Here is a 22,664-nt window from a genome sequence, read left to right as displayed (position 1 = left end):
TCAGGCCCTCGGCTTGGCGTCGAGCATGCGCTCGAGGGCGATGCGCGCCTCGGCCGCCACGGCATCCGGCACCGCGATCACGTTCGGCGTCTCGCCGCGCACCAGGGCCTCGAGCACCCAGGCGAGGTAGCCGGGGTGGATGCGGTACATCGTCGAGCAGGGGCACACGACCGGGTCGAGGCAGAAGATCTCGTGCTGCGGGAACTCGGCGGCGAGCCGGTTCACCATGTTGATCTCGGTGCCGATCGCGAAGGTCGTCGGCTCGCTCGCGGCCGCCACCGCCCTGCGGATGTGGTCGGTCGAGCCGGCCTCGTCGGCCGCGTCGACGACCGCCATCGGGCACTCCGGGTGCACGATGACGCGCACGCCGGGGTGCTCGGCGCGGGCCTGCTCGATCTGCGCCACCGTGAAGCGCTTGTGCACCGAGCAGAAGCCGTGCCAGAGGATCACGCGGGCATCCAGCAGCGCATCCCCCGCGTGGCCGCCGAGCGGCCTGCGCGGATCCCACATCGGCATCCGCTCGAGCGGCACCCCGAGCTTCTTGGCGGTGTTGCGGCCGAGGTGCTGGTCGGGGAAGAACAGCACCCGCTGGCCGCGCTCGAAGGCCCACTCGAGCACGGTCTCGGCGTTCGAGCTCGTGCAGACGATGCCGCCGTGGCGCCCGCAGAAGGCCTTGAGCGCGGCCGAGGAGTTCATGTAGGTGACGGGGATCACGGGGACCCGGCCCGCGGCATCCGATTCGGTGCCGTAGAGCGCCTCGAGCTGCTCCCAGCACTCCTCGACCGAGTCGGCGTCGGCCATGTCGGCCATCGAGCAGCCCGCGGCCAGGTTCGGCAGGATGACGCGCTGCTCCGGCCGCGCCAGGATGTCGGCCGTCTCGGCCATGAAGTGCACGCCGCAGAACACGATCGCCTCGGCGTCCGGCACCGTCTGGGCGGCGTTCGCGAGCTGGAACGAGTCGCCGAGGAAGTCGGCGTGCTGCACGATCTCGTCGCGCTGGTAGAAGTGCCCGAGGATCACGACGCGGTCGCCGAGGGTGCGCTTGGCGGCACGGATGCGCGCGTGGAGCTCCTCGGCGCTCGCCGTGCGGTACTCCTCGGGCAGGGCGCCCTGGCGCGGGGCACCCGCGGGGATGACGTCGCCCATCGAGGATCCGGGGCCGTACTGCAGCACGCCGTCGAACTCCCACGGTGCGCGGGCGAGGGCGGGGCTGCACGCCTCGGCGGGGCGTCCCGCGGCGTCGCGCCCGGTCGTGCGGATCAGTCGGATGGTGGTGTCGACGGACGTCATGGGGGGATCTCCGGGGGTGTCGGTCAGCGGATGCCGGCTGCGCCGAGCGGACCCGTGTCGACCGGTTCGATCGTGGTGTCGTAGCGGTAGAGCTTCGGGGGGCGGTGCCGGCCGCCGGTCTGCCGCTCGCCGGTCGGCACGACGGCACCCGACGCCTCGATCTGCCGACGGAAGTTGGCGGGGTCGAGGGGCTTCTGCAGCACGAGCTCGTGCACCTGACGCAGCTCGGCGAGCGTGAAGGTGGGGCCGAGGAAGGCGTGGGCGATGCGGGCGTAGCCGAGCTTGGTGCGCAGCCGCCAGAGGGCGTAGCCGACGATGAGGTCGTGGTCGAAGGCGAGCGCCGGGTGCGCGTCGGCCGGGAACCAGGCCACGTTCTCGCCCTCGAGCGCCCGGTCCGCCTCGTCACCGTGCACGAGCGCCCAGTAGACGACCGAGACGACGCGGCCGGTCGGGGACCGGTCCGGCTCGCCGAAGGCGTAGAGCTGCTCGAGATAGCTGGGGGCGAGGCCCGTCGTCTCGGCGAGCTTGCGGGCCGCGGTGTCGGCGAGGCTCTCCCCCGCATCCGCCGCACCGCCCGGCAGCGCCCAGCGCCCCTCGAAGGGCTCCCGGATGCGCCGCACGAGCGGCAGCGACAGCACGAGGCGCCCCTCGGCATCCGGGCGCAGCGCGAAGATCACGGTCGACACCGCCAGCTCGATCCCGCTCATCCGCCCCTCCGACTTAGAGTCACCCAAACCTGAACAAACCCTACCACTGAAGGTCACCCCGCCCCTCACTGCGGGTGGTCAAGCGCTGTAGCGCTTCGTCACACGCGCCAGACACTGCTGCCGCCCCGGGCCGACCGCTGCAGCGTTTGACCAGGGATGTGGAGGCTCAGCGGGTGAGGAGGCCGGCGTCGAGGGTGTACTGGGCGCCCGTCACGTAGCGGGCGCGGTCGGAGACGAGGTAGCGCACGAGCTCGGCGACGTCGGAGGTCTCGATCCACGGGACGCCCGGCAGCAGGTTGCCGGCGCTGCGCTCGGCGATCTCCTGCGGGGTCGCGCCCTCCTGAGCTGCGAGACCGTCGTTCATGGGGGTGTCGACCCCCGTCGGGTGGATCGACACGACCCGCACCCCGAACGGCGCGAGCTCGATCGCCCACGCCTTCGTGAGGCCCGTGAGGCCGTGCTTCGATGCCACGTAGTGCGAGAGCCGGTTGCCGCCGCGCAGCCCCATGACGCTCGAGTTGTTGACGATCACGCCGTGCCCGGATGCCTTGAGGTGCGGCACGGCGGCGCGCGCCACCACGAACGGACCGGTCAGATTGATGCCGATCATGGCATCCCATTCCGCATCCGACATGGACTCGAGCTCGGCGTAGGCGACGATGCCCGCGTTGTTGATGAGGATGTCGATGCCGCCGAACGCCTCGACGCCGGCGTCGACCGCCCGCTGCACCGCCGCGGCATCCCGCACGTCGGCGAGGGCCGGGATCGCGCGTCCGCCCGCCTCGAGGATCTCGGCCACCAGGGTCTCGAGCTCGGCCGTCGTGCCCTGCGCGTAGGCCGGGTAGGCGAGCTCGGCGCCCACGTCGAGTGCCACGATCGCCGCGCCGTCCTCGGCGAGGGCCCGCGCGATGGCGCGCCCCTGGCCGTGCGCCGCGCCCGTCACGAGCGCCACCCGTCCCGCAAGCGGATGCTCCCGCGTCATTCAGGCGCCCCCGGTCAGCAACGGGATCGCCGCGAGGATGGCCAGGCACGCGAGGGTCGCACCCGCGATCGTCGCCGCGACCCCCGCGATCCCTGTGCGCCTCAAGGGCGCTACCACCGCCGAGCGGCCGGGAACCCCCGCGCCCGGATCGCGGTAGTGCTCCGCCTGCCCCGCCACCTCCCGCGCGACCCGGATGAGGCGGAACGCGCCCGCGTAGTCGAGCGGCCGGGCCGAGACGAACGGGGTCGCCGAGACGAACACCAGCCACGCTCCCCGGGTGACGGCCGACCACGACCCCGCGTGATCGATCATGGCCGCCATCACATCGGGCGTCATGATCTGCAGGGCATCCCGCTCGAAGCCGGGCGGGCAGAAGAGGGTGAAGTGCGCGTCCCAGTCCCCCTCGAGCGACAGGGTCTGCGTCTCGTGGATCTCGAGCTCGGCGCCGCCGTCCGCGCGCGACTGGATCGCGATCGTCGGAAGCTCGCGCGGCATCCGGATCGCGACGTAGGCGACCGAGCGCGTCGCCCGGGAGCCGCCGGCATACTCCTCGAGCCAGATGTAGTCGCCCAGCTCCGCGACGCCCGGCGACGGATCGGGGGCGCCGTCGTCCGCGCGCAGCCGGTTCTCGAGGCGATCCGCGATGAGGCGCCCGGACCCGGACACGCCGGGTCGCACGCGCGGCACCGCGACCTCGCGGTCGAGGGTCAAGCCGTTCGCCTCCGCGAACGCGGGCAGGCGGGGCGCGAGACGCACCTGCTCCGAGGTGCCCCAGCGCATCCAGCGACGATCCCAGCGCCAGGCGCCGACGAGCGCCGCACCCGGCACCACGGCGAAGCCCAGGTAGGCGAGCGCCGTCACGGGACGTCCTTGCAGAGCCAGCAGCGCGCTCAGCACGAGACACGCGACGAGCAGGATCAAGCCGAGCAGCACGGCGAGGAAGAACACCACCAGGGTGTTCCTGCGTATCGGCTCGGCCCACCGGAACGACTCCTCGCCGGGACGCGCGGGCGCGAGGAGCACCGAAAGCTCGGGCTCGCCGGTCACCGACGACCCTCCCGTCGATGGGGCGGCGCGGGGCGGCGCCCCTCACTCGGTGCGGTCATCCCCCGGCTTCCGGAAGTCGTACAGCACCTCGTCGAGCGGCACGCGCCCGACCGTGTTGAACAGGTTCGTCGCCACCATGAGGCCCGCGAACGCGACCAGGATGATGCGCAGCTTCGGCGAGAACGCGCGCTCCAACCGCTCGCGGAACGCCGGCGGGATGCCGTTCGGGTCGGTCGCGATCATCCGCCCCCAGTCGAGCAGCAGCTGCTCGGTCTCGGTCACCTGCGGGTCGTCGGGGTCGTCGCCCGATTCGATCAGGATGCGGCGGAAGAACACCGAGCAGACGAGGCACTCGTTGGCGTCCGAGATGGCGTAGGAGAACAGCGACACCGCCCGCTCGCCGATGTACGGCTCGAGCTCGTCCTTCAGCGTGTACCACTCCATGTAGGCGTCGAAGCTCGGCACGTGGCCGAGCAGGGTGCGCTTCATGTTGGTGATGCGGCCACCGTGCAGCTGCACCTGACGCTCGGCCGCCGCGATCGCGTCGGACGAGAGCTCCGCATCCTCGGACATGGGCAGGAAGGTCATGCGCCCAGCCTAGGACGCGCGGACGCGGCTGAGGCTAGGCCGCGACGCGCGGCGACGCACCCGCGATCGGCTCGACCTCGTCGAACACCCCGCGGCGGATCGCCTGGAACACCTCGACGGCCGCCTCGGCGAGCTTGCCGTGGCCGGTGAGCACCGTGCGGCGCACCCGCACGTCGTCGCGGATGGCGAGGTCGGGGGCCGCCTCGACGATGCGCGCACCGAGCGAACGCGCCCAGGCGGCCGTCATCTCGGCCACCAGCGGGTCGGCGGAGACGACGCGCACGCCGTCGCCGCGGCTGAACGGGCGGGTGCGCACGAGGGCGCGCGCGATGAGGCCGGCGCCGAGGTAGCTCACGACCTGCTCGTCGCTGATCCAGCGCGGCACGCCCAGCACGTCGCGCTGCTCGCGCAGCACGAGTTCGCCGAGCTCCTCGCCGGTGTCGCGCCAGGCGACCCGGTCGCGCGGGGCGAAGCCGTTCGTGTCGGGGCCGGCGGCATCCACGGTGCCGACGACGAAGCCGCGCCCACGCAGGGTCGGACGCAGGCGGAGGACGCCCGTGGTCGGGCGCGGGACGGCGGTACGGAGAGCAGTCATATCGTGTGGTGCAACGCGTATGCAGGCGCATGCATTCCCGCCGAGCGGTGCCGCCTAGGAGAACACCTTGCCGGGGTTGAGGATGCCCTGCGGGTCGAACACCGCCTTGAGCTGCCGCTGCAGCCCGTAGCCGTCGTCGCCGAGCTCGTCGCGCAGCCAGCGGCGCTTGAGCAGCCCCACGCCGTGCTCGCCCGTGAGCGTGCCGCCGAGCCGCAGGCACTCCTGGAACAGCTCGTGCGCGGCGTCCCAGATGTGCTCGGGCACCTCCTCGCGCCCGTCGCGCAGGACGGGCCGGTAGACGAAGTTGGGGTGCAGGTTGCCGTCGCCCGCGTGCGCGACGGTCGGGATGCGGATGCCGTACCGCCCCTCGATGCGGGCGATCGCCGCGAACATGGCGGGCAGGGCGCTGCGCGGCACGGCGACGTCCTCGATGAGCACGCTGCCCTGGCGTTCCATGGCGGGGTGGAACGCGCGGCGGATCGCGAACAGCCGCTCGCCCTCCTCGGCGTCGCCGAGCTCCGCGGTGCCGCCGGAGGCCTCCACGACGGCGAGCACGCGCGCCGCCTCCGCGTCCGCATGGCCGCCGTCGGTCTGCACGAGCAGGCGTGCGCCCCCGCCGAGCCCGACTCCGAGATACGCCCCGATCGCGTCGAGCGCACCCGTGTCGAGCAGTTCGAGCGCCGCCGGGCGCACTCCGGAGGCCGTGATCGCCGCGGCCGCGCGCGCGGCGGCGTCGACATCCGGGAACGCCGCGCTCACCGTCACGACGGCGCCGCGCTCGACCGGGCGCACCCGCACGGTCGCCTCCACGATCACCCCGAGCGTGCCCTCCGAGCCGATCATGAGCGCGGTCAGGTCGTAGCCGGTGACACCCTTGACGGTGCGGTGCCCGAGCTCGAGCAGGCGGCCGTCGGCGAGCACGACCTTCATGCCGAGCACCGACTCGCGCGTCACGCCGTACTTGACGCACATGAGGCCGCCCGCGTTCGTGGCGAGGTTGCCGCCGATCGTCGAGATCGCGCGGCTCGCGGGGTCGGGCGTGTACCAGAGGCCGTGCTCAGCGAGCGCCGTGTTGAGCTCGGCGTTGATGACACCCGCCTCGACGACCGCGAGCTCGTCGGCGGCGGAGATCTCGAGGATGCGGTCGAGGCGCGACGTCGAGAGCACGAGCTCCCCCGCGCCCGCCAGGGCGCCGCCCGCGAGGCCGGTGCCCGCGCCGCGCGGCACGACGGGCACCCCGTGCGCGCTCGCCCAGCGCAGCGCCGCCTGCACGTGACCGATCTCCCGCGCCTCGACGATCGCGAGCGGGGCCGCCGCCGAGCGCTGCCCCGACTTGTCGCCGCGCGCCGCCTCGAGCGCCGCGGCATCCGTGACGAGCGCCTCGCCCACGGCCGCGCGCAGCTCCTCCAGCATCCCCCGAGCGTATCGAGGCGCGGCGGAAGCCATGCCACGGAGGTCGTGTCCGATTTCCGCTGGGAGGAGGGGGCGGGGCGTGGCAGGGTGAGGGGATGCGGGCGGATGCGGCGGATGCGGCGGAGTTCTCGCGGCGGTACGCCGCGGTCGCCTCGCGCGATGCGCGCTTCGACGGGCAGTTCATCGTGGGCGTGCACTCGACGGGCATCTACTGCCGGCCGAGCTGCCCCGCGATGACCCCCAAGCCCGGCAATGTGAGCTTCTACCGCACCGCCGCCGCCGCGCACGAGGCCGGGCTGCGGGCCTGCAAGCGCTGCCAGCCGGACGCCGTGCCCGGCTCCCCCGACTGGAACCTGCGCGACGACCTCGCCGCGCGCGCCATGCGGCTCGTGCAGGACGGCGTCGTCGACCGGGAGGGCGTCGAGGGCCTGGCCACCCGGCTCGGCTACTCGAGCCGGCACCTCACGCGGGTGCTGACGGCCGAACTCGGCGCCGGGCCGCTCGCGCTCGCCCGCGCCCATCGCGCGCAGACGGCGCGCACCCTGCTCGCCGCGACCGAGCTGCCGGTCGCCGACATCGCGTTCGCGTCCGGTTTCGGCAGCCTGCGGCAGTTCAACGAGACCATCGCGGAGGTCTACCGTGCGACCCCCACCGAGCTCCGTGCCCTGAGCCGCCGTGGCGTCGGCGCGCCGACCGCCGCGACCGGCGACACGGGTACCCTCACGCTGCGCCTCCCGGCGCGCGAGCCCATCGACCGCGCCGGGCTGTTCGACTACTTCGCACGCCATGCCATCCCGGGGCTCGAGAGCGCTGACGGCGCCCAGCTCCGCCGCCCGCTGGCCCTTCCGGGCGGCCCCGGTGCGCTCGAGGTGCGCGTCGACCCGGCGGGGCCCGGACTGCTGTGCACCGTGCGCCTCACGCGGCTGTCCGACGTGACGGCCGCGGTCGCGCGCATCCGACGCGCCTTCGATCTGGACGCCGACGCGTCGGCCATCGACGTCGCACTCGCCGCCGACCCCGCGCTCGGGCCGCTCGTCGCGGCGGTGCCGGGCATCCGGATCGCGGGCGCCTTCGACCCCGAGGAGGCGCTGTTCCGCACGCTGCTCGGCCAGCAGATCTCGGTCCCCGCCGCCCGCACCGTGCTCGGCAGGCTCGTCGCCGCGCTCGGCGACGGCGGGTTCCCGTCCGCCGCCGTCATCGCGGAGCGCGGGCGCGAGGTGCTGCGCGGGCCGGCGGGCCGCATCGACGCCATCGTCGGCGTCGCGGAGGAGCTCGCGGAGGGTCGGCTCGTGCTCGACATCGGGATGCCGGCGATGGAGTTCCGTCGGGCGCTCCTCGCCCAGCGCGGCATCGGCCCGTGGACGGCCGACTTCCTCGCGATGCACATCCTGGGATCCCCCGACGTGCTGCCCGTGGACGACCTCGTCATCCGACGTTCGGCCTCCGCCCTCGGCCTCCCCGGCGAGCGACGCACCCTCGCGGCGCACGCCGAGGCGTGGTCCCCCTGGCGCAGCTACGCCGCCCTGCACCTGTGGCGCGCCGGCAGCCCACGCCCCGCGAGCACGCCCCGTTAGCAGGCCACCCGGCGCCCGGCAACGGGGCGGCCCCGGATCCGCCGGGGGTCGTAGCATGCCCCCATGGCCGCTGACGACGACGCCCTCCCCGGCGACGGGCGGGACGAGACGGAGACCGAGCGCCTCGACCGCAACTGGAACGAGATCCTGCAGGAGCTGCGCGTCGTGCAGACGGGTACGCAGATCCTCACCGGCTTCCTGCTGACGGTGGCGTTCCAGCAGCGCTTCGACGAGCTCGACCACTACCAGGTCACCGTCTACCTCGTGCTCGTGAGCCTCGCGGCGATCGCGACGCTGCTCGCGCTCACCCCGGTCGGGATGCACCGGGCGCTGTTCCGGCGCCGTGCGAAGCCGCAGATCGTGCACGTGGCGAACAGCATCCTCATCGCGACCCTCGCCGCGGTGCTGCTGACCCTGGCGGGCACCGCGATGCTCATCTTCGACATGGTCGCGGGGCATCCGGCGGGCTTCGTCGCGGGCGGGGTGGTGCTCGCGGGCGGGGTGATCGCATGGTTCGCGATGCCCGCCGCGGTGCGGATCCGGATGCGCTCCCCCCTCTGATGGACGAGGAGCTGCGGCGTGCCCTCGACCCGGGCGACCCGGGACGCCCGACGCGGCTGCCCCCGGGGAGCTGGCGCCTCGCGGTGCGACGCGCGTGGCACGGCTTCGTGCGCCACCGCGGCGTCGACGCGGCGGCGGCGCTCACCTTCTTCACGGCGGTCGCGGCCTTCCCGGCGGCGCTCGCCGTGGCATCCGCCTTCGCGCTCGCGAGCGACCGCGAACGCGCGGTCGAGGACCTCGTGGCGATCGCGCGCACGCTGCTGCCGGACGACGTGGCCGAGTCGCTCGCGGCGCCGGTCGGGCAGCTGCTGCGCCTCGAGAACGCGGGGGTCGCGCTCGCGATCGCCCTCGTGCTGCTCGTGTGGACGGTCTCCGGCTATGCGACGGCCTTCGGCCGCGCCGTGAACGCCGTCTACGAGGTGCAGGAGGGGCGGCCGTTCTGGGCCTTCCGGGCCCGGATGCTGCTCGTCGCCGCCGCGCTCGTCGTGCTCGCCACGATCGCCGCTGCGACGCTGCTCTCGACGCCGACGGCCGTCGACGACATCCTGGGGGAACGCGGCATCGCGCCCGCCGTGACGACCGTGTGGGCGGTGCTGCGGTGGCCGGTGCTGCTCGCGGTGCTCGTGCTGGCGGTCGCCCTGCTCTACACGCTCACGCCGAACGTGCGCCACCAGCGCACCATCTGGGCGAGCGTCGGCTCGGTCTTCGCGATCGCGGTCTGGGCGGTCGCGACCGGCGGCTACGCGCTCTACGTGAGCCTCGTCGGCGCCTACGGGGCGATCTACGGCTCGATCGGCACCCTCCTCGTCGCCCTGCTGTGGGGCTACCTCGGCAATCTCGCCCTCGTCGCGGGAGCCGAGCTCGACGCCGAGTTCGTGCGGCTGCGGCAGCTCGCGCGCGGCATCGACGCCGCGGAGCTCGTGCGCCTGCCGGTGCGCGACACCCGCCGCAACCACTGGATCGCCAGCCGTCACGACGCCGACGTCGCGGAGGCCCGCCGCATCCGCGAGCGCACCGACGAGTAGCACGCCCGCCCCGGATGCGGAACCCCCTTGAGGCTCCGCCCCTGAGGGGGTGGGCTGGAGGCGATGCGGAAGGGGGCTCTCATGCCCGGATCACGGAACGACTCGCTCAAGAACCCGGAGCTCTACGAGAAGCTGCGGGATGAGGGCGACAGCAAGGAGAAGGCCGCCCGGATCTCGAACGCGGTCGCGGCGCGCGGCGGGAAGTCCGTCGGGCGGAAGGGCGGGAAGGCGACCGACCTCGACGAGCGCACGGTGCCGCAGTTGCGCTCGCGCGCGAAGGAGCTCGGCATCACCGGCTACTCGGGCAAGACCAAGGCGCAGCTGATCGACCTCATCCGCCACCACTAGGACGGGTCAGTAGACGAAGATCGGGATCCAGCCGGGGTTGTGCGCGTGCACGATCGCGAGGAACACGATCGCGTCGAACAGCAGGTGCACCGAGAGCACGTAGCCGAGCGAGCGGGTGCGGGCGAAGAGGTAGCCCTGCAGCAGGGCGAACGGGAAGGTCAGCAGCGGGCCCCAGGCACGGTAGCCGAGCTCCCACAGGAACGACACGAAGATCACCGCCTGCACGAGGTTCGCCGGCCAGACCGGCATATGCCGCCGCAGCAGGGCGAAGCACGTGCAGATGAAGAACAGCTCGTCCCAGGTGCCGACCGCGATGACGCCGACGAGGAAGCGCAGCAGCTCGGAGAGGTCGGTGATGTGCGGCCAGTTGAGGTACGCGCCCGAGCGGATGAAGTAGAAGGGCAGGATGAGCCAGCCGAGCAGCGGCACCGCGACCAGGTAGGCGATCTCGAGCCGGGTCTTCTTCTCGCGACTGCGCCACGGGAAGGTGATGGCGCGCCGCCGCAGCAGGAAGCGGTCGAGCACGAACGGCACCGCGACGGCGAGCGCGAGCACCGTGCCGATCCGGAAGAATGCGCCCCAGGCGACGTCCGCCTCGACGGAGGTCGCGGAGACGATCGCGATGCCGACCCCGATGAGGGTCAGATCGGCGCCGAGTTCGCGGTCGAGCCACCACGCGAGGCCGACGGACGCGACGAGCAGCAGGTGCCCCCAGCCGGGCAGCTGGAAGCCGAACAGCACGAGCGCGGATGCGGCGACCCCGGACGCGGGGACGAGCGCGCGTCGCGACCAGGCGGCGACGGGCTGCTGCATGCCTCCAGTGTGTCAGGGGCTCAGCCGGCGGAGCGCTTGGCGGGCTTCTTCTTGGCGGGGGCCGACCCGCGGCGCTTCTCGACGGAGCGCTTGAGCGCCTCCATGAGGTCGAGCACCTCTCCCCCGGCCTCCGCCTGCCGACCGAAGGTGGCCTCCGTGTCGAGTGCGTCGCCCTGCTCGAGCTTCGCCTCGACGAGGGTGCGCAGCTGCTCCTGGTAGTCGTCGGTGAACTTCTCCGGCTCGAAGTCGGAGGCGAAGCTCTCGACGAGCTGCTTCGACATCTTCAGCTCCGCGTCCGTGATCTTCGGGGTCTCGTCGAGCTCCGGGAAGCGGGCCTCGCGCACCTCGTCGTCCCAGAGCAGCGTCTGCATCGTGAGCACGCCGTCGCGCACCCGCAGTGCCGCCAGTCGGGTCTTCTGCCGCAGCGCGAACTTCACGATCGCGGTGCGGTCCGACTCCTCGAGTGTGCGCATGAGCAGCACGTAGGCCTTCGTCGACTTCGAGTCGGGCGAGAGGTAGTAGCTCTTCTCGAACATGATCGGGTCGATCTGGGCGGTCGGCACGAACTCGACGACGTCGATGTCGCGCGAGCGCTCGACGGGCAGCGCCGCGAAGTCGTCGTCAGTGAGGATGACGGTCTGGTCGCCGTCGACGTACGCCTTCGCGATGTGCTCGTAGTCGACCGTCTCGCCGTCGAGCTCGCAGATCCGCTTGTAGCGGATGCGTCCGCCGTCCGCGTCGTGCACCTGGTGCAGTGGCACATCGTGGTCCTCGGTGGCGGAGTACAGCTTCACGGGCACGTTGACGAGCCCGAAGCTGAGCGAGCCCTTCCAGATGGAGCGCATCCCGTCATCGTCCCACCGAATGTGGACAGTGTGAACCCCCGTTGAATCGCCCGCTGCGCGGGGATAGGGTGCCCGGATGACGCCCCCGCGCGATCCGTCCGCCGAGCAGTACGTGAGCGTCGGCGGTCACCGGCTGCGGCTCACGAGCCTCGACAAGGTCATGTACCCGGAGACGGGCACGACGAAGGCCGAGGTGATCGACTACTACACGCGCGTGGCCGAGTTCCTCATCCCGCACGCGAAGGACCGCCCCGCGACCCGCAAACGGTGGGTCTCGGGCGTCGGCACCGCCGACAAACCCGGGCAGGTGTTCTTCGAGAAGAACCTGCCGGATTCGGCGCCCGCCTGGATCGCACGCCGCGAGATCCAGCACGCCGACCACGTCAACAGCTACCCGCTCGTCGACGACCTGGCGACGCTCGTCTGGATCGCCCAGCAGAACGCGCTCGAGCTGCACGTGCCGCAGTGGCGCTTCGGTCCGCGCGGTGCCCGCCGGAACCCCGACCGCATGGTGCTCGACCTCGATCCGGGCGAGGGCGCGGGCCTTCCCGAGTGCGTCGAGGTCGCGAAGCTCGTGCGCGAGATCCTCACCGACATCGGGCTCGACCCGATGCCCGTCACGAGCGGCAGCAAGGGCATCCACCTGTACGCGGCGCTCGACGGCAGCCGCTCGAGCGACCAGATCTCGGCGATCGCGCACGAGCTCGCCCGCGCGCTCGAGGCCGACCACCCGGAGCTCGTCGTGAGCGACATGAAGAAGGCGATCCGCGGCGGCAAGGTGCTGCTCGACTGGAGCCAGAACAACGGCAGCAAGACGACGATCGTGCCGTACTCGCTGCGCGGCAGGCTGCGGCCGACCGTCGCGGCGCCCCGCACCTGGCGCGAGCTCTCCTCGCCGACGCTGCGCCAGCTCGAGTTCGGCGAGGTGCTCGAACGCCTTCGGAAGAAGGGGGATCCGCTCGCCGAACTCTCGGCGAGCCATCCACCTGGGCGCTGAGGTCGACGCGCGGCTCGGCACCTACCGCTCAATGCGCGACGCCGCGAAGACGCCCGAGCCGATGGGCGGCGCGGATGCGGCGAGCCGGGCCGCCGAGCCGATGTTCGTCATCCAGGAGCACCACGCCACCCGCCTGCACCACGACTTCCGGCTCGAGCACGACGGCGTGCTCGTGTCGTGGGCGCTGCCGAAGGGCCTCCCCACCGATCCGGGCGTCAACCACCTCGCGGTGCAGACGGAGGACCACCCGCTCGAGTACGGCTCCTTCGAGGGCACCATCCCGCGGGGCGCGTACGGTGCGGGCACCGTCACGATCTGGGACACCGGCACGTACGACCTCGAGAAGTGGCGGGACGGGCAGGAGATCATCGTCACCATCCACGGCCGGAACCACGGCGACCACCGGCTCGCCCTCATCCGCACGGGCGGGGACGACGCCAAGCCGCAGTGGCTCATCCACCTCATGAAGGATCAGACACCGCACCCGGAGCATGCCGGCGACGAGCCGTACCGCAGGCCGCCCTCGACGTCGCCCGGCCGGGGCCTCCGCCGCGGCAAGACCGTCGTCGGCTCGCGCAAGCAGGTCGCGGGCGTCGTGCACCCCATGCTCGCGACCGCCGCCGAGCCCGCCGAGCTGCGGGGGAAGACCGGATGGCGCTTCGAGATGAAGTGGGACGGCTTCCGGGCGATCGCCCGCATCTCGGGCGACGAGGTGACGCTCACCTCCCGCAACGGCCTCGACCTCACCCCCACCTTCCCCGAGCTCGCGGTGCTCGCGGATGCCGTGCGCGGCGACGCCGTGCTCGACGGCGAGATCGTCGCCCCGGATGAGCACGGGGTGCCCCGCTTCGCCCGCATCCAGCAGCGTGCGGGACTCACCAATCCCCGGGACGTGGACCGCGCCCGACGCGTCGTGGGAGTCGAGTACTACGTCTTCGACATGCTGGAGGAGGGCGGTCGATCGCTCACCGCACTCCCCTACACCGAGCGGCGCGCGCGGCTCGAGGAACTCGTCCGCGGCAACGCGCTCGTGCGGGTGCCGCCCGCGGCGGGCGACGGGCTGGACGACGCCCTCGCCACGAGTCGCGAGCTCGGGCTCGAGGGGGTGATGGCGAAGCGCGCCGACTCGCCCTACCGGGAGGGCCGACGCAGCCGCGACTGGCTCAAGCTCAAGCACACCCGCGCCCAGGAGGTCGTCGTCGCGGGCTGGCGCACCGGCAACGGGGCGCGCGCCGACACGATCGGCTCGCTGCTCGTCGGCATCCCGGATGCCGCGGGACGCCTCCGCTACGCCGGCCGGGTCGGCAGCGGCTTCCGCGACCGCGAGCTCACGCGGGTGCGCGAGCGGCTCGACGCCCTCGCGATCCACGCCCCCGCGCTCGACGGCGTGCCCGCCGAGGACGCGCGCGACGCCCACTGGGTGACGCCCGCGCTCGTCGGCGAAGTCGAGTACGGCGAGTCGACCCCCGACGGCCGCCTGCGGCATCCCGTCTGGCGCGGCTGGCGCTTCGACAAGTCCCCCGCCGAGGTGCGCTGGGAGCGCACCCCGGGGTGAGTCCCGCCCGCTACTCCACGATCTTGCCGACCACGACCGGGATCGCCCCCGTGGGCGGCACGATGCCCGAGAGCCGCTCGGGGGCGAGCACGCGCCCGACCTCCTCGCGCGACATGAGGCCGTGGCCGACGACGAGGTCGGCGATCGAGGCGTTCGTGGTGAGCGCGAGGTGCGCGAGGTGCGCCGCCTCGGTGTAGCCGATGTACGGCGTGAGGGCGGTGACGACGCCGACGCTCGTGGCGACCTGGCCGGCGAGCCGGGCCTCGTTCGCGGTGATCCCGTCGACGCAGTTGATGCGCAGCGTGCGGCAGGCGTTCGTCATCCAGGCGAGCGACTGCAGGATCGAGTGCGCGATGACCGGCTCGAAGGCGTTGAGCTGCAGCTGACCCCCCTCGGCGGCGGCCGTGACGGTCGCATCCGCGCCGATGACGCTGAACGCGACCTGGTTGACGACCTCGGGGATCACCGGGTTCACCTTGCCGGGCATGATCGAGCTGCCGGCCTGTCGGGCCGGGAGGTGGATCTCGCCGAGCCCCGCCTGCGGGCCCGACGACAGCAGCCGCAGGTCGTTGCACACCTTCGAGAGCTTCACGGCCGCGCGCTTGAGCGTGCCCGAGAGCGTCATGAAGATGCCCGCGTCGGCGGTCGCCTCGATGAGGTCGGGCGCGGTCTCCTGCGGGATGCCGGTGAGCTCCTCGAGGTGCCGGCGCACGGCCTCCGCATAGCGCGGGTCGGCCGTGATGCCGGTGCCGATCGCCGTCGCACCGAGATTGATCTCGTTGAGCCACGGCACGACCTCGGAGAGCCGGTCCTCGTCCTCGGCGAGGGTCGTCGCGAAGCCCGCGAACTCCTGGCCGAGCGTCATCGGCACGGCATCCTGCAGCTGGGTGCGCCCGACCTTGAGCACGTGGGCGAACTCGCGCCCCTTCGCGCGGAAGCTCGCGGTGAGCTTGGCGTGCTCCTCGAGCAGCCGCAGCACCCCGAACACCATCGCGAGCTTGATCGCCGTCGGGTACACGTCGTTCGTCGACTGGCTGCGGTTGACGTCGTCGATGGGGTGCAGGTGGGCGTAGTCGCCCTTCGGGTGGCCCAGCACCTCGAGGCACGCGTTCGCGATCACCTCGTTGGTGTTCATGTTGGTGCTCGTGCCGGCGCCGCCCTGGATGACGCCCACGACGAACTGGTCGTGCAGCTCCCCCGCGACGATGCGCTCGCACACGGCGTCGATCACGTCGGCCTTCGCCGGGTCGAGCACCCCGAGCTCGCGGTTGGCCCGCGCGGCGGCCTGCTTCACGCGGGCGAGGGCGCGGATGAGGTCGGGGTAGTTCGAGATCGCGCGCCGCGTGATGGGGAAGTTCACGAGCGCGCGAGCGGTATGCACCCCCCAATAGACCTCGGCCGGGATCTCGAGACTGCCGAGCGAGTCGGTCTCGGTGCGGGTCGGTCCGGTGCCTGAGAGCAGCTCACGGGCGCCGTCGGGCCCGGTGGTGACGAGATCCTCGTCGCCCACGATCAGCTGCTCGGAGGCGGTCAGTCCGGTCGTATCGGGCATCACGCATCTCCTTCGATGGGGTGTGCCCCGAGTCTATGCCGGGGCACATGCCTCAACGCGTGAAGAGCGTGGTGAGGTGGTCGCCCACGATCAGGTACAGCCCGAACACGACGACGACGGCGCACAGCACGAACAGTGCGACGGACAGCGGACGCCGCCAGCTGGCCTCGCCGTCGCCGAAACGCAGGGCGAGCGAGAACAGCGTCACGGCGACGCACGCGGACACGAGCGAGGCGACCAGCACCGTGACGAACGCCATCCAGTCGATCATCGCCGCGCCTTCCTGCGCTTCTTGGGCCGCACGAACACGCCGGGTTCGGGCTGGTGGAGGTTGCGGTGGTCGACCCGGGTGCGGCGCGACCAGAGGAAGATCGTGAGGATCGCGATGCCGGCGAGCACGACGTCCACGACGATGCCGGCCACGCCGAGACTCGCGATGAAGGCGGCGAGCGCACCGACGGCACCCGCCGCGGGGATCGTGATGAGCCAACCGAGGGCGATGCGTCCCGCGGTGCGCCAGCGCACCGAGGCGCCCTTGCGGCCGATGCCCGTGCCGATGACCGAACCGGAGGCGACCTGCGTCGTCGAGAGGGCGAAGCCGAGGTGGGTGGAGGCGAGGATCGTGGCGGTCGTCGCCGCCTCGGCCGCGAACCCCTGGGCGGGCTCGACCTCGGTGATGCCGCGTCCCATCGTGCGGATGATGCGCCAGCCGCCCGAGTAGGTGCCGATGGCGATCGCGACGGCGCACGCGGCGATGACCCACAGCTCGGGACCGGTGCCGACGTCCTGGAAGCCCGCGGCGATGAGCGCGAGCGTGATGACGCCCATGGTCTTCTGCGCGTCGTTCGTGCCGTGGGCGAGGGAGACGAGGCTCGCCGTGAAGATCTGCCCCTTTTTGAAGCCGTCGCGCTCGCGCTTGCGGGTGAGGCTGTAGGCGATCTTGGTCGCGAGGAACGACACGAGCCCCGCCGTGAGGGGCGCCAGGAGCGCCGGGATGAGGATCTTCGAGATGAGCACCCCGCCGTCGATCGCGGCGAAGCCCGCACCCACGATCGCGGCGCCGATGAGACCGCCGAACAGCGCGTGGCTCGAGGAGGACGGCAGCCCGAGCAGCCACGTGACGAGGTTCCAGACGATCGCGCCGATGAGACCCGCGAGGATCAGCACGGGCGTGATCTGCACCCCGCCGTCGCCCTCCCGGATGAGGCCGCCCGAGATGGTCTTGGCGACCTCCGTGCTGAGGAAGGCGCCGACGAGGTTGAGCACCGCGGCGATCGCGACGGCGGCCTTGGGGCCGAGGGCACCGGTCGCGATGGGGGTCGCCATCGCGTTGGCCGTGTCATGGAAGCCGTTGGTGAAATCGAAGAAGAGGGCCAGCGCGATGACGAGCGCAACCAGAATCAGGGGGTCCACTGCGGGCAATCCTCACACGTGAGAGGACGGTGGGCAACTTGCGGGTGAACGTCCGGTGAACGGGGTACACGACGGCGTCCGATCGGGTGGCAGACAGGATCCGAAACCCCCGGAATGGGGAATGTCCGGCCTCTTCTCGGCGGCCCTACTATCCGAGACGACAGTCGGGCCGATCCGGCAGGAGAACAGCGCGTGCGCTCCCGGAGAGTGCTGGGCGCGATCGCGCTCATCGCGATCGTCGTCGCAGCGATCAGTTTCGCCGTGGTCGATGTGTCGACCTCGGCCGCGAACGGCTGCCTGGACGCCCGCACCGTCTGCGGCGAGGAGCGCACCGTGCCCCCGATCGCCGTCGTGTGCGCCGCGATCGGCGCGCTGGCGCTGCTCGGCGGCATCGTCCCGGCGATCCTGTGGCTCGTGCAGACCGTCTCGCAGCACCAGACGGCACGGCACACCGACGTCGACTACTCGCAGGGCCCGTCCGCGCGCGTGCGCGACGACGAGGAGGACGACCTCACAGGCGCGTGAGGCCGCCGACGGTCACGATCGCCTCGCCCGCGAGCCGGGAGGCGTCGAGGTCGACGACCGCCGCGATCCCCCAGTCGTGGTCGCCCGCGGGGTCGTCGACGATCTGCCGCACCTCCCAGCGATCCGGGTGCTCCGTGATGAGCAGCCGGGATGCGCCGCGCGCGTCGGGGCCGATGCCGATCGCGTCGTGTTCGGCGTAGTACGCGTCGAGCGCCTCCGGCCAGCCGGCATCCGGGTCCAGCGCGACGAGCTCGTCGTCCGCCTGCCGCGCGGCGAGCTGCACGCGCCGCCACAGCTGGTTGCGCACGAGCACGAGGAAGGCGCGACGGTTCGACACGACATCCGAGGGCGCGGGAGGCGCGACCTCCGCTGCGGGGCCCTCGAGTGCGCGTGCGGGATCGGTGAGCGCCGCCCACTCGTCGAGCAGGCTCGAGTCCACCTGCCGCACGAGCTCGCCGAGCCACTCGACGAGGTCGCGCAGCTGCTCGGTCTTCGCCTCGTCGGGGATCGTCTGCCTGGCCGCCCGGTACGCGTCGCTCAGGTAGCGCAGCACGAGCCCCTCGCTGCGCCCGAGCTGGTAGAAGGAGACGTATTCGGAGAACGTCATCGCCCGCTCCCAGAGGTCGCGCACGACCGACTTCGGCCGCAGCTCGAAGTCGCGGATCCACGGCTGGCTCGAGGCGAAGGTCTCGTAGGCCTCGGCGAGCAGCTCGGCGAGCGGCTTCGGCCAGCCGACCTCCTCGAGCAGCTCCATGCGCTCGTCGTACTCGATGCCCTCGGCCTTCATGGCGGCGACGGCCTCGCCTCGGGCGCGGAACTGCTGCTGCGCGAGCACGGGCCGCGGGTCGTCGAGGGTCGCCTCGATGACGCTCAGGGCGTCGAGTGCGTAGCCCGGTGACGCCGGGTCGAGCAGTTCCAGGGCGGCGAGCGCGAACGGCGACAGCGGCTGGTTGAGGGCGAAGTCGTCCTGCAGCTGCACCGTGACCCGCATCCGCGCGGTGCCGTCGAAGCCGCCGCCGTCCTGCTCGACGACCCCCGCGGTCCGCAGGGTGCGGTAGAGGGCGATCGCGCGGCGCGCGAGGGCCGCGCGGCGGGCGGGAGGCTCGTGGTTGTCGGTGACGAGCGCCCGCACGGTCCGGAAGGCGCTCGCCGGGTCGGAGGCCGGCGCATCCGCCCCCTCGCGACCGATGAGCTGCAGGAGCATCGCCGCCGTGATCCGCAGCGAGCTCGCGAGCGCCTCGGGCTCGGCGCCGATGAGCCGCTCGAAGCTCGCGGGACCCCAGTTGACGAAACCGTCGGGGGCGCGCTTCTTCACGAGCTTGCGCTTCGCCTTCGGGTCGTCGCCCGCCTTGGCGGCCGCCCGCGTGTTCTCGATCTCGTGTTCGGGGGCGAGCGCCACGACCTCGCCCGCGGTGTCGAAGCCCGCACGCCCCGCACGCCCCGCCACCTGGTGGAACTCGCGCGCCGTGAGCTGCCGCATCCGCGCCCCGTCGAACTTCGTGAGCCCGGTCAGCAGCACGGTGCGGATCGGCACGTTGATGCCGACGCCGAGCGTGTCGGTGCCGCAGATGACGCGCAGCAGCCCCTGCTGGGCGAGCTGCTCGACGAGCCGCCGATAGCGCGGCAGCATGCCCGCGTGGTGCACGCCGATGCCGGACCGCACGAGCCGCCCGAGCGTCTGCCCGAAACCCGTCGAGAAGCGGAACGCCCCGATCGCCTCGGCGATCGCGTCGCGCTGCTCGCGGCTCGCGACCCGCACGCTCGCGAGCGCCTGGGCGCGCTCGACGGCCGCCGCCTGGGAGAAGTGCACGATGTAGACGGGGGCGAGGCCGTCGGCCAGGAGCTCCTCGACCGTCTCCTGCACGGGTGTGACGAGGTAGCGGTAGTGCAGCGGCACGGGCCGCTCGACCCCCGTCACGCGCGCGACCTCGCGGCCCGTGCGGCGCTCGAGGTCGGAGGCGATGGCCGTCACGTCGCCGAGGGTCGCCGACATGAGCACGAAACGGGTGCCCGGCAGCAGCAGGAGCGGCACCTGCCACGCCCAGCCGCGCTCCGGGTCGGCGTAGAAGTGGAACTCGTCCATGACGACGGAGTCGACCGGCGCGTCCGCGCCCTGCCGGAGGGCCATGTTGGCGAGGATCTCGGCCGTGCAGCACAGGATCGGCGCGTCCGGGTTCACGCGCGAGTCGCCCGTCACCATGCCCACGTTCTCGGCCCCGAACAGGTGCACGAGGTCGAAGAACTTCTCGCTCACGAGCGCCTTGATGGGCGCCGTGTACACGGAGCGCCTGCCCTGGGCGAGCGCGATCGCGTGCGAGGCGACCGCCACGAGCGACTTGCCGGTGCCCGTCGGCGTGCTGAGCACGAGGTGCTTCTCGAGCACGAGCTCCAGCACCGCCTCCTCCTGCGCCGGGTACAGCGGCGTGCCGCGGCCGCGCGCCCAGTCCTCGAAGACGGCGAGGAAGGCATCCGGATCCCACGGCCGGGGAAGGGCTGCGGGGAGCTCGGACGGGGCCATCCGTCGAGTCTGCCGCACCCGGGGCGATCGGCCCGTGTCCCTAGGCTTGGGGGTGCCGTCATGTCTATCGGCGCCGATGCGCGCGCCTCTATCATGCACACGGGAAACGTGACGTTTTCGGCGGGGGATGCGATCCGAAGCACCCCGACGGAGACGCGGTGAGGAAGGTATCTCATGGCGGAAGAGGAAGGCCATGTGCCGGCGGGGTGGTACCCCGATCCGCTCGGGCTTCCCCAGCTGCGCTGGTGGGACAACCACGCATGGACCGAGCACACCTCCGACGCGCGCCAGCCGATGGTCGCCCAGGAGACGGTCACCGCGAAGCTCGCGTACGCGGACGACGACGAGTTCCTGACCCGCGAGACCCGCGAGGAGCTGCACACCGACTCCGGTGGTGCGCAGTCCTCCGGCGAGACGATCTTCGCGACCGCCGACCCGGTGCTCTCGCTCGAGGCGGCGCCGCAGGCGCAGGCCCGTGACGAGGCGGAGGTCTCCCCCGGTCTGCGCTTCGCCCAGGAGCACGTCATCGAGGACGCCCCGCAGAGCGCCCCGTTCCTGCTCGACACGAGCTACGACGACCTGCTCGGCGTGCCGATCAACCCGGCCGAGGCCCAGCAGGCCACCCCGCGCTCGGCGTTCGACCACGCGGGCGTCTTCGAGCAGGCCTTCACCGTCGACCCCAACGCCGCCGCCGGCGCCGGGACGTTCACGAGCACGAACTTCGACCCGTCGTCGTTCGGCAACTACAGCTTCACGCCCACCGTGCAGGCCCCCGACCTGACGCAGCCGCTCACGCGCCGCGCCGTCATGGCCGAGAACGGCCTCTCGATCAACACGGGCCCCGTGTGGATCATCGCGCTCATGCCGGTCATCATGCTCGTGCTCGCGCTGCTGTTCCTGCTCGCCGGCGAGGCGGGCCGCGACTCGACGCTGTTCGCCGGGATCATCCTCGGCGGTTCGTACATCGCGACCGTGATCCTCGCCGTCATCGACCGCACCATGCTCAACCGCATGGGGCACGCCCGCACCGCCAACTGGGACTGGGCGTTCCTCGGCGCCCCGGTGTACCTCATCGCCCGCATGGCGAACGTCGTCCGCGAGACCGGCAAGGGCCTGCGTCCGTTCCTCACCTGGTCGGCGCTCACGATCGTGCTCATCGCGTCCGCCGTCGCCGTGCCCGGCATCGTCATGGCGCTCGCGCCCGGCGTGTTCTCCGAGCAGGCGGAGGATGCTGTCGTCGAGCAGGCGAGCATCCTCGGCGCCAGCCTCAAGGTCACCTGCGACGACGTCCCGCCGCTCATCATCGGCGACAGCATGACGTGCAGCGCCGTCTCGCCGTCGAAGGTCTCGAACGTCGAGGTGAGCCTCGTCCGCAAGAACGGCTGGATCGGCTGGCGCGTCGACGACTGGGGCACGTACTCGACCAACCGTGGCTGAGCCGCGGGATCCGCTGAACGATGTTCCGGTCGACGCCGACCAACCCGAGAACGTACAGGAGGTGGTACGCATGACCGATCAGGCGACCCGCGTGGTCCCGGCCGGGTGGTACCAGGATCCGTCCGACGCCGAGAAGGTGCGGTGGTGGAACGGCATCGCCTGGACCGACCACACCCAGGACAAGCCCGACCTCGACGCGATCGCCGAGGCCGAGACCGCCGAGCTCGAGGAGAAGTTCGCCGAGTCCGCCGCCGTGCGCAGCCGCGTGCGCGTGCGGTCGACCTCGACGAGCGAGAGCTGGCTGCTGGCCTTCAGCCCCATCCTGCTCGCGCTCGGCCTGCTGGCCGCCGGATGGGCGTGGCTCTACGTCTCCCCGCAGCTGCTGTGGGTGGGGGTCGCCGTCGCCGTGGTGTACGCGTTCGGCGTCGTCGTCGCGCTGCTCGACCGCCGCAAGCTCCGCCGCTGGGGCCACACCGCTCCCGGGGTGATCCTCGTGATCCTGGGGGCGTTCGTGTACCTCCTCGGCCGCGCGGTACGGCTCAAGAGCTGGGCGCTGCCGATCGTCTGGCTCGGACTGCTCGTCGCCCTCGTCGGCGGCCCCGCGGCCGCCTGGTTCGGCGGTGCCCTCCCGAGCGTGCAGCTCGCGGTCGGCATCCAGGCCGAGCTGCGCGACGAGCTCGTCGGGAACGGGACGGCCAGCGCCGTCTCCTGCCCGCCGGTCGCCGACACCACGACGGTGGGCTCGCTGTACACGTGCGACGTGACGCTCGTCGACGGCAGCCACAAGACGCTGTGGGTGAGCATCGACTCCGAGCAGGGCGACTACAGCACCTCCTTCGCGATCAACTGAGCCGCCGCGCGGGGACGCGCGTAGGCTCG

General features: G+C 72.3%; 22 protein-coding genes. 9 read left to right on the top strand and 13 right to left on the bottom strand.

What is annotated here, in order from left to right; genetic code table 11:
- The 7 genes from nadA to D7I47_RS11980 all read right to left on the bottom strand — a co-directional run bounded on the left by nadA (position 1) and on the right by D7I47_RS11980 (position 6,622).
- Positions 1-1,290 (bottom strand): quinolinate synthase NadA, encoded by a 1,290-nt coding sequence (gene nadA, locus D7I47_RS12010; RefSeq protein WP_120763276.1) that lies wholly within the window; start codon positions 1,288-1,290, stop codon positions 1-3.
- A gap of 23 nt (positions 1,291-1,313) precedes the next feature.
- Positions 1,314-1,997: an NUDIX hydrolase gene (locus tag D7I47_RS12005; protein WP_120763275.1), complete on the bottom strand. Its 684-nt coding sequence runs from the start codon at positions 1,995-1,997 to the stop codon at positions 1,314-1,316.
- Between the two features lie 166 nt (positions 1,998-2,163).
- Positions 2,164-2,979: an SDR family NAD(P)-dependent oxidoreductase gene (locus tag D7I47_RS12000; RefSeq protein ID WP_120763274.1), complete on the bottom strand. Its 816-nt coding sequence runs from the start codon at positions 2,977-2,979 to the stop codon at positions 2,164-2,166.
- Positions 2,980-4,026: a hypothetical protein gene (locus D7I47_RS11995; RefSeq protein WP_120763273.1), complete on the bottom strand. Its 1,047-nt coding sequence runs from the start codon at positions 4,024-4,026 to the stop codon at positions 2,980-2,982.
- Positions 4,027-4,068: 42 nt separating this feature from the next.
- Positions 4,069-4,614: a hypothetical protein gene (locus tag D7I47_RS11990; protein WP_120763272.1), complete on the bottom strand. Its 546-nt coding sequence runs from the start codon at positions 4,612-4,614 to the stop codon at positions 4,069-4,071.
- 34 nt (positions 4,615-4,648) lie between these two features.
- Positions 4,649-5,209: an MDR/zinc-dependent alcohol dehydrogenase-like family protein gene (locus tag D7I47_RS11985; protein WP_120763271.1), complete on the bottom strand. Its 561-nt coding sequence runs from the start codon at positions 5,207-5,209 to the stop codon at positions 4,649-4,651.
- 54 nt (positions 5,210-5,263) lie between these two features.
- Positions 5,264-6,622 carry an FAD-binding oxidoreductase gene (locus tag D7I47_RS11980; protein ID WP_170154380.1) on the bottom strand — a complete coding sequence of 453 codons (1,359 nt, stop codon included), beginning with the start codon at positions 6,620-6,622 and terminating at the stop codon, positions 5,264-5,266.
- Positions 6,623-6,717: 95 nt separating this feature from the next.
- Between D7I47_RS11980 and D7I47_RS11975 the strand changes: the two genes are divergently transcribed.
- The 4 genes from D7I47_RS11975 to D7I47_RS11960 all read left to right on the top strand — a co-directional run bounded on the left by D7I47_RS11975 (position 6,718) and on the right by D7I47_RS11960 (position 10,130).
- Complete coding sequence (locus tag D7I47_RS11975) at positions 6,718-8,196, top strand: DNA-3-methyladenine glycosylase 2 (RefSeq protein ID WP_120763269.1); 1,479 nt, start codon at positions 6,718-6,720, stop codon at positions 8,194-8,196.
- A gap of 63 nt (positions 8,197-8,259) precedes the next feature.
- Entirely contained in the window at positions 8,260-8,757 is a 498-nt protein-coding gene (locus D7I47_RS11970) for a DUF6328 family protein (protein ID WP_120763268.1), read from the top strand.
- Positions 8,706-9,782, top strand: coding sequence for a YihY/virulence factor BrkB family protein (locus D7I47_RS11965; RefSeq protein WP_227000657.1), 1,077 nt, complete (start codon positions 8,706-8,708; stop codon positions 9,780-9,782). Before D7I47_RS11970 ends, D7I47_RS11965 begins: the two co-directional genes overlap by 52 nt.
- A gap of 81 nt (positions 9,783-9,863) precedes the next feature.
- Positions 9,864-10,130: a DUF7218 family protein gene (locus D7I47_RS11960; protein WP_120763266.1), complete on the top strand. Its 267-nt coding sequence runs from the start codon at positions 9,864-9,866 to the stop codon at positions 10,128-10,130.
- A 6-nt stretch (positions 10,131-10,136) separates the two neighbouring features.
- Here the strand turns inward: D7I47_RS11960 and D7I47_RS11955 are convergent, their stop codons facing one another.
- Both D7I47_RS11955 and ku read right to left on the bottom strand, forming a co-directional pair.
- Positions 10,137-10,943, bottom strand: coding sequence for a CPBP family intramembrane glutamic endopeptidase (locus D7I47_RS11955; RefSeq protein ID WP_120763265.1), 807 nt, complete (start codon positions 10,941-10,943; stop codon positions 10,137-10,139).
- A 20-nt stretch (positions 10,944-10,963) separates the two neighbouring features.
- Positions 10,964-11,788 (bottom strand): non-homologous end joining protein Ku, encoded by an 825-nt coding sequence (gene ku, locus D7I47_RS11950; RefSeq protein ID WP_120763264.1) that lies wholly within the window; start codon positions 11,786-11,788, stop codon positions 10,964-10,966.
- Between the two features lie 76 nt (positions 11,789-11,864).
- Between ku and ligD (D7I47_RS15295) the strand changes: the two genes are divergently transcribed.
- Both ligD (D7I47_RS15295) and ligD (D7I47_RS15290) read left to right on the top strand, forming a co-directional pair.
- Positions 11,865-12,785, top strand: a complete 921-nt coding sequence (ligD, locus tag D7I47_RS15295; RefSeq protein WP_450091338.1) for a non-homologous end-joining DNA ligase — start codon at positions 11,865-11,867, stop codon at positions 12,783-12,785.
- Between the two features lie 31 nt (positions 12,786-12,816).
- The gene (gene ligD / locus D7I47_RS15290; protein WP_450091337.1) at positions 12,817-14,340 is read left to right on the top strand and encodes a non-homologous end-joining DNA ligase; all 1,524 of its coding nucleotides are present in this window, start codon (positions 12,817-12,819) and stop codon (positions 14,338-14,340) included.
- Between the two features lie 10 nt (positions 14,341-14,350).
- Here the strand turns inward: ligD (D7I47_RS15290) and D7I47_RS11940 are convergent, their stop codons facing one another.
- The 3 genes from D7I47_RS11940 to D7I47_RS11930 are packed head-to-tail and all read right to left on the bottom strand — an operon-like array spanning position 14,351 to position 17,305.
- Positions 14,351-15,892 (bottom strand): aspartate ammonia-lyase, encoded by a 1,542-nt coding sequence (locus tag D7I47_RS11940; RefSeq protein ID WP_120763263.1) that lies wholly within the window; start codon positions 15,890-15,892, stop codon positions 14,351-14,353.
- A 52-nt stretch (positions 15,893-15,944) separates the two neighbouring features.
- Positions 15,945-16,163 (bottom strand): hypothetical protein, encoded by a 219-nt coding sequence (locus tag D7I47_RS11935; RefSeq protein ID WP_120763262.1) that lies wholly within the window; start codon positions 16,161-16,163, stop codon positions 15,945-15,947.
- On the bottom strand, positions 16,160-17,305 hold the full coding sequence (locus D7I47_RS11930) for an inorganic phosphate transporter (protein ID WP_120763261.1): 1,146 nt from the start codon (positions 17,303-17,305) through the stop codon (positions 16,160-16,162). Before D7I47_RS11930 ends, D7I47_RS11935 begins: the two co-directional genes overlap by 4 nt.
- Positions 17,306-17,497: 192 nt before the next feature.
- Between D7I47_RS11930 and D7I47_RS11925 the strand changes: the two genes are divergently transcribed.
- The gene (locus D7I47_RS11925) at positions 17,498-17,830 is read left to right on the top strand and encodes a hypothetical protein (RefSeq protein ID WP_157981722.1); all 333 of its coding nucleotides are present in this window, start codon (positions 17,498-17,500) and stop codon (positions 17,828-17,830) included.
- Here the strand turns inward: D7I47_RS11925 and D7I47_RS11920 are convergent.
- The gene (locus D7I47_RS11920) at positions 17,817-20,348 is read right to left on the bottom strand and encodes a DEAD/DEAH box helicase (RefSeq protein WP_120763259.1); all 2,532 of its coding nucleotides are present in this window, start codon (positions 20,346-20,348) and stop codon (positions 17,817-17,819) included. The two genes, D7I47_RS11925 and D7I47_RS11920, sit on opposite strands and share 14 nt — an antisense overlap.
- 174 nt (positions 20,349-20,522) lie before the next feature.
- On the opposite strand from D7I47_RS11920, the gene D7I47_RS15095 reads away from it, so the two are divergent.
- Complete coding sequence (locus tag D7I47_RS15095) at positions 20,523-21,785, top strand: DUF2510 domain-containing protein (RefSeq protein WP_227000655.1); 1,263 nt, start codon at positions 20,523-20,525, stop codon at positions 21,783-21,785.
- A gap of 70 nt (positions 21,786-21,855) precedes the next feature.
- On the top strand, positions 21,856-22,635 hold the full coding sequence (locus tag D7I47_RS11910) for a DUF2510 domain-containing protein (protein WP_120763258.1): 780 nt from the start codon (positions 21,856-21,858) through the stop codon (positions 22,633-22,635).
- Positions 22,636-22,664: the final 29 nt, after the last annotated feature.

Source organism: Protaetiibacter intestinalis (assembly GCF_003627075.1).
GTDB lineage: Bacteria > Actinomycetota > Actinomycetes > Actinomycetales > Microbacteriaceae > Homoserinibacter > Homoserinibacter intestinalis.
Note: the sequence above shows the minus strand (reverse complement) of the source record. Positions and strands in the feature narration are given on the sequence as shown.

Excerpts from the sequence above, each read along its gene's own strand:
- nadA (WP_120763276.1), bottom strand. The coding sequence starts at position 1,290 with ATGACGTCCGTCGACACCACCATCCGACTGATCCGCACGACCGGGCGC.
- D7I47_RS12005 (WP_120763275.1), bottom strand. The coding sequence starts at position 1,997 with ATGAGCGGGATCGAGCTGGCGGTGTCGACCGTGATCTTCGCGCTGCGC.
- D7I47_RS12000 (WP_120763274.1), bottom strand. The coding sequence starts at position 2,979 with ATGACGCGGGAGCATCCGCTTGCGGGACGGGTGGCGCTCGTGACGGGC.
- D7I47_RS11990 (WP_120763272.1), bottom strand. The coding sequence starts at position 4,614 with ATGACCTTCCTGCCCATGTCCGAGGATGCGGAGCTCTCGTCCGACGCG.
- D7I47_RS11985 (WP_120763271.1), bottom strand. The coding sequence starts at position 5,209 with ATGACTGCTCTCCGTACCGCCGTCCCGCGCCCGACCACGGGCGTCCTC.
- D7I47_RS11980 (WP_170154380.1), bottom strand. The coding sequence starts at position 6,622 with ATGCTGGAGGAGCTGCGCGCGGCCGTGGGCGAGGCGCTCGTCACGGAT.
- D7I47_RS11975 (WP_120763269.1), top strand. The coding sequence starts at position 6,718 with ATGCGGGCGGATGCGGCGGATGCGGCGGAGTTCTCGCGGCGGTACGCC.
- D7I47_RS11970 (WP_120763268.1), top strand. The coding sequence starts at position 8,260 with ATGGCCGCTGACGACGACGCCCTCCCCGGCGACGGGCGGGACGAGACG.
- D7I47_RS11965 (WP_227000657.1), top strand. The coding sequence starts at position 8,706 with ATGGTTCGCGATGCCCGCCGCGGTGCGGATCCGGATGCGCTCCCCCCT.
- D7I47_RS11960 (WP_120763266.1), top strand. The coding sequence starts at position 9,864 with ATGCCCGGATCACGGAACGACTCGCTCAAGAACCCGGAGCTCTACGAG.
- D7I47_RS11955 (WP_120763265.1), bottom strand. The coding sequence starts at position 10,943 with ATGCAGCAGCCCGTCGCCGCCTGGTCGCGACGCGCGCTCGTCCCCGCG.
- ku (WP_120763264.1), bottom strand. The coding sequence starts at position 11,788 with ATGCGCTCCATCTGGAAGGGCTCGCTCAGCTTCGGGCTCGTCAACGTG.
- ligD (WP_450091338.1), top strand. The coding sequence starts at position 11,865 with ATGACGCCCCCGCGCGATCCGTCCGCCGAGCAGTACGTGAGCGTCGGC.
- ligD (WP_450091337.1), top strand. The coding sequence starts at position 12,817 with ATGCGCGACGCCGCGAAGACGCCCGAGCCGATGGGCGGCGCGGATGCG.
- D7I47_RS11940 (WP_120763263.1), bottom strand. The coding sequence starts at position 15,892 with ATGCCCGATACGACCGGACTGACCGCCTCCGAGCAGCTGATCGTGGGC.
- D7I47_RS11935 (WP_120763262.1), bottom strand. The coding sequence starts at position 16,163 with ATGATCGACTGGATGGCGTTCGTCACGGTGCTGGTCGCCTCGCTCGTG.
- D7I47_RS11920 (WP_120763259.1), bottom strand. The coding sequence starts at position 20,348 with ATGGCCCCGTCCGAGCTCCCCGCAGCCCTTCCCCGGCCGTGGGATCCG.
- D7I47_RS15095 (WP_227000655.1), top strand. The coding sequence starts at position 20,523 with ATGGCGGAAGAGGAAGGCCATGTGCCGGCGGGGTGGTACCCCGATCCG.
- D7I47_RS11910 (WP_120763258.1), top strand. The coding sequence starts at position 21,856 with ATGACCGATCAGGCGACCCGCGTGGTCCCGGCCGGGTGGTACCAGGAT.